The 3,787-nt window shown below is 62.6% G+C and carries 4 protein-coding genes; all 4 read right to left on the bottom strand.

The features are described from left to right. Positions 1-41: 41 nt before the first annotated feature. On the bottom strand, positions 42-425 hold the full coding sequence (locus ACZM8Y_RS17880; protein WP_302552983.1) for a hypothetical protein: 384 nt from the start codon (positions 423-425) through the stop codon (positions 42-44). Positions 426-580: 155 nt separating this feature from the next. Continuing rightward, positions 581-1,765, bottom strand: a complete 1,185-nt coding sequence (locus tag ACZM8Y_RS17885) for a metallophosphoesterase (protein WP_489501982.1) — start codon at positions 1,763-1,765, stop codon at positions 581-583. Next, the gene (locus ACZM8Y_RS17890) at positions 1,758-2,837 is read right to left on the bottom strand and encodes a DUF2157 domain-containing protein (RefSeq protein ID WP_482334763.1); all 1,080 of its coding nucleotides are present in this window, start codon (positions 2,835-2,837) and stop codon (positions 1,758-1,760) included. The genes ACZM8Y_RS17885 and ACZM8Y_RS17890 overlap by 8 nt, the downstream gene beginning before the upstream one ends. Positions 2,838-2,863: 26 nt before the next feature. Beyond that, positions 2,864-3,721, bottom strand: coding sequence for an EamA family transporter (locus tag ACZM8Y_RS17895; RefSeq protein ID WP_302552980.1), 858 nt, complete (start codon positions 3,719-3,721; stop codon positions 2,864-2,866). Positions 3,722-3,787 lie beyond the last annotated feature (66 nt).

Genomic DNA, 3,787 nt, shown 5'->3' on the forward strand with positions numbered 1-3,787 from the left:
GGGCCTTTTTCAAAAGGCTCCCTTCCCCCTCCCCAATTTTTTCAGCAATTCGCGGCGCGGAGGGTTTCCTCAACCATGTCGAGGGTGGGGGCGTCGTCCTTTTCAAGGCCGGAGAGGGCCCGGACAGCCAGCATGAGCATATCGAGATCAAGGGTCATCTCGGTGCGCCCGTCGTTGATGGTGCAGGCTTCGCCATGCAGGGAAACGCGGTAGGCCCGGCGGCTGCGCTGCTGCCCTTTGCCGGTCACGATGGAATAAATATGCTCGCCGGATTCCGTGGCATAAAGCTTCTGGCGCGTCAATTCGCCGGTTTCTTCGTCAAACCACGAACCCCCGGCGAAGGGACGCCCGGAAAACTGCATCTCAGCCCCGTTGTCCAGATGCAGGACAATGTTTGCTCTGGAAGTGGGCGCGTCATCGGTCATCGTTTTTACCTGCCCGGTAGTTATTGATTTATAAGCGAGAATGCTAGCACTGCCGATCCTCCGGTGTCAACGGGAAGGCGAAGTTCTCCCATGAGAGAATGCAAAAAAACGATTGGCGCGGACGGGGGAGGCATCTTTTCCCCCGCCGCAGGGCGTCAGTTTGCGTCGAATCCCGTTCCGGTCAGTGTAATGAAGGTGATTTCCGAGGGGACGAACAGTCGCAGCGGCATGCCGCCCCAAAGCCCTGAGCCCCTGCTGACGTAAAGCGGCATCCCATCCACGGTATAGGGCCCGCTGACATAGCCGCCGTTAAACGCCGCAATGAGGGGGGCGATGGGCAGGACGAGCCCGCCGTGCGTGTGCCCGGAAAGCTGGAGCGAGGCCCCGGCCTTGGCGCTTTCCGGCGCGAGCGAAGGGCGGTGCGAGAGCATGATCTTGGCGATGTCCTTGGAGAGGCCGGAGAGCGCCTTTTCGGGATCAGGGCCTTCCAGCCCCCAGTTGAGGGCGGCCGTGTCCGTCACCCCGGCAATGGCGAGCGGCGTGCCGCTGACCCGGATTTGCGTGTTTTCGTTCATGAGTACGCGCATGCCGAGGCTCTGGAAAACGGGCAGCCATTGTTGGAGCCCGGAATAATATTCGTGGTTGCCGGGCGTGAGGATGACGCCGTACTTGGCCTTGAGATCCGCTAAGGGGGCCACGTCTTCGGCAAGGCGTGACGGGGAGCCGTCCACCACGTCGCCGGTGATGACGATGAGATCGGGGTTGAGCGAATCCGTGCGGGCCACCACGTCCGCCAGCCATGCCTTGCCGAACGTGGGGCCGATATGCAGATCGGAAAGCTGCGCGATGCGGAACCCGTTCAGTGCGTCAGGCAGGCCGGGGATTTGCATGCGGACTTCACGCACGGAAGGGACGCGCAGGGCTTCCCTCATGCCGTAGCCGGACAGGGCCAGTGCGAGCAGCACCAGCGTGAAGGCCCAGAATCCCGATGCGGGCCTCTTTTCCTTATGCCCGTAGAAAATTTTACGCTGCCGGCCTGCGGAGCGGCGGAAAGGCCATGTGAGGAGCAGGAGCGCGTCCCGCACCACGAGCAGCAGGAACAGGATGGTTACGGCGGAATGGAGGTAGCCGGAGGCGAGCTGTACGGGTTCGGGCATAAACGCGCCCATCGTGCCGTAGACGAGTTTGGTCAGGAGGAGCTTTTCGGCGCAGGCGAACGCGAAGAGGCTGAGGACGAATTTGAGGGGCCAATTCATGCCGGAGGGCAGGATAAGCCGGATGATGACGTACAGGCCCATAAAGGCGGAAAACAGCGTGATCATGCTCATGATGTCAGGCATCCTTTGGGGATGATGAGGGCTTTTTCCCCAGATTCCAGAGCCGTTCGGCGTGGGCGCCGAGGGCCCAGAGGCTGAGGCCGACGATGATGAAGAACAGCCCCTTGTTGAGGCTGTCCCAGAACCATTCAAAGAAGCGTGTGTAGAGGTTCAGGCCCAAAAAGACAAGCCCGTACCCCCGCAGCATGGCGTCGTCGTCCTTCACGCCGAGCCATATGGCGGCACAGGCCGCCGCTCCGAAAAGGAGAGACCAGTGGAACAGTTCCATATGGCGGGCGCGATACCATGAGGCCATGTCGCCGTAGTCGCCGAAAACAGACAGTATCCACAGGCTGATGAACAGATAGAGCAGGCCCACCGAGAGCGTGCTGCGCTCGAAGGCCGCCAGCCGGCCCCAGCGGGCATTGCGTTTGAAGAGGACGGAGAGCCCGCACAGGAGCAGGCCGAGCAGCACGAAGCGCATGGGGTAATTCATCCCCAGATAATAGGCCCCCCAGCCGGAGCTGTACCCCGTTTCGGCACCGAGCCAGCTTCCGAACGAGAGCAGGGCGAAAACCCAGATCAGTCGGGAATCGAGCAGCAGCCCCAGCGCGCCGTATATGGCGGCGGCAAGCAGGAACAGGCTGGAAAGGCTGGAGCCGATATGTTCCCCGCCGTAGGCACAAAGCCATGCGGCGAGTGAGGCGAGCGAGCCCGCAATGGCCAGCACGCCGAGGAAAAACAGGCCCTCATTGGTCAGGCGTTTCCGGGGGGCCCTCCTGCGCCGCCGTATGCCCCAGAAGAACAGGCCCGCCGCCGCAAGGAGCAGGAACAGGCTGCGCCCCAGTTGCGTCATGTCGAAAAGGCGGCTGATGAGTTCAAGGAACAGTTCGTCGCCGAGCAGGGCGGCCACGCCGATGAGTATGCACGCAAGGGCGCCCCACAAGGCATAGCGGCCAAGCCTGTACCAGTCGAAGGGCAGAGGCGTCAGGTCGTCGAGAAGCCGCTTGCCGGTTTCTTCGTCCAGAAGCCCGGATGCCCGCCATTCCTCAATGGCGGCGCGGATTACGGCGGCCTGTTTCTTGGGAACCTTCATCGCCTTCTCCTTGAGGGGCCGCCGCGTCAGCTTTTGCGGCGGATAGTCAGTGTTGCGCCGATGGAGGCCACAATGATGCAGGCCAGAGCTACCCATTGAGCCACGTTGAGCTGTTCTCCGAGGAAAATGATGCCCGACAGGGCCGCGAGGACGGGTTCCATGCTCATCAGGATGCCGAAAGTCTGCGCGGGAAGCTGCTTGAGGGCGACGATTTCCAGCCCATAGGGCAGCGCCGAGGAGAATACGCCGAGCAGCAGGGCCAGCGGGAGTACGGACATGGAGAACATGGACGCCCCCGCCGAGGCCACGCCGAAGGGCAGGATGGCGCAGGCCCCGACGATCATGCCGAGCGAGACGGATGCGCCGCCCCCGGCATTCCCGGCCCGCTTGCCGAAGAAGATGTACATGGCCCAGCAGAACCCGGCTCCGAGCGCGAAGGCCACGCCCACGGGATCGAGATTGCCGGAAAATTCGTGGATGGGCAACAACAGGAACAGGCCGCCGACAGCCAGCGCTATCCACAGGAAGTCGATGAGGCGGCGCGAACCCAGCATGGCTATCGCCAGCGGCCCGGTGAACTCCAGCGCCACGCCCACGCCCAGCGGGATGCGGCTGATGGCCTGATAGAAGCACATATTCATGAGGCCCGTGGACAGGCCGTAGAGGATGATGGGCCGCCATTGGCTGCGGGTGAGCTTCGCCCGCCACGGGCGCATCACCGGAAGCAGCACCAGCGCCGCGAACATAAGGCGCAGGGCCGTCGTCGCCTCAGGGCCGATGATCGGAAAAACGGACTTGGCAAGCGACGCGCTGCACTGGATCGACAGCATGGATATCACCAGCAGCGCTACGGAGAAGAAGGGCGACGTTGTGGACACTTTCATGGCGCAAGGGGGTAAGAGGTTTGCGGGGGAAGGGAGGGGGAAACTTTCTGGAGAAAGTTTCCCCCT

It is taken from the genome of Bilophila sp. (assembly GCF_057864385.1).

Bases quoted from the DNA above. Each gene is read 5' to 3' on its own strand.
- ACZM8Y_RS17880 (WP_302552983.1), bottom strand. From the start codon at position 425: ATGACCGATGACGCGCCCACTTCCAGAGCAAACATTGTCCTGCATCTG.
- ACZM8Y_RS17890 (WP_482334763.1), bottom strand. From the start codon at position 2,837: ATGAAGGTTCCCAAGAAACAGGCCGCCGTAATCCGCGCCGCCATTGAG.
- ACZM8Y_RS17885 (WP_489501982.1), bottom strand. From the start codon at position 1,765: ATGCCTGACATCATGAGCATGATCACGCTGTTTTCCGCCTTTATGGGC.
- ACZM8Y_RS17895 (WP_302552980.1), bottom strand. From the start codon at position 3,721: ATGAAAGTGTCCACAACGTCGCCCTTCTTCTCCGTAGCGCTGCTGGTG.